Source organism: Pseudanabaena sp. 'Roaring Creek' (assembly GCF_001402795.1).
In the GTDB taxonomy this organism is placed as follows: domain Bacteria; phylum Cyanobacteriota; class Cyanobacteriia; order Pseudanabaenales; family Pseudanabaenaceae; genus Pseudanabaena.
Map to the genome: position 1 here is coordinate 1 of NZ_LIRE01000005.1, position 770 is coordinate 770.

A 770-nucleotide genomic window follows, 5' to 3' on the forward strand; every position below is an offset into this window, starting at 1 on the left:
CCTTCCCGTTGATATTCATAGTCATAGCGTTCGACTTGTCCTGTGGTTGCGGGTATAGGTGTTCTGACTTCAGAAATTAATTGCTTTGAGCTTTCATCAAGGCAAACTAAGGGGTAATCAGGGCTATAAGGGAGAGTGTATAATTCGAGGATTTCCTCCATCTGGCAAACAAACTCAGCATTGGCTTCAGGAGGAATCACCCATGATTCATTCAACCAAGGCTTAAGTTCGTTTTTTTTAGCACCTTTCTCACACTTTCATGGGAAATACTCTCGACATATCCTAGAGTAACGATTTGGTCGGCTAATAATCTTAATGTCCACCGACTCCGCCCTTCGGGTGGACTACTGCAAGCTACCGCAATCAAATGGGCTTCTGTTTCTCCGTCTAGTTTTTTCAGTTTCAATGTTTGCCGTGGACGGGGTACGAGTGCATTGTCTAATCCCTCTTCGACAAATCTTTGTCTCACTCGTTCAATGGTTCTGATGCTGATGTTAAAAATGTCACTAATCGATTGATCTTTCCATCCTCCTTCCTCTTGATTCTCATCGGCTTTTAGCAAAATATGGGCATGGTTAATTTTGGCTGCTGCCGACTTACCATTTTTAGTGATTTGTTCTAGTTTTTGGCGTTCTTCTTCGGTTAATGTCACTTTGTATCGTTTTGCTGACATACCTTTTTCCTTACTATTTTCTGTCCCTTTATTTTACCCGCCAAATTATCTTTGACTGTCTACTAGGACATAAAACCCCAAAGATGAGTGGCGGCGC

Annotated in this window: 1 protein-coding gene and 1 pseudogene; both read right to left on the reverse strand. The window is 42.2% G+C overall.

Annotated features, from left to right (window positions below; translation table 11 throughout):
- Nucleotides 1-215 (reverse strand): annotated as a pseudogene (locus AC805_RS00130) (IS630 family transposase); the annotation flags it as partial.
- Nucleotides 212-673, reverse strand: coding sequence for a helix-turn-helix domain-containing protein (locus tag AC805_RS00135; protein ID WP_055073531.1), 462 nt, complete (start codon nucleotides 671-673; stop codon nucleotides 212-214). The pseudogene AC805_RS00130 and the gene AC805_RS00135, both read right to left, overlap by 4 nt.
- Between the last annotated feature and the right edge of the window lie 97 nt (nucleotides 674-770).

Coding starts and splice junctions, on each gene's coding strand:
- AC805_RS00135 (WP_055073531.1), bottom strand. CDS start 673: ATGTCAGCAAAACGATACAAAGTGACATTAACCGAAGAAGAACGCCAA.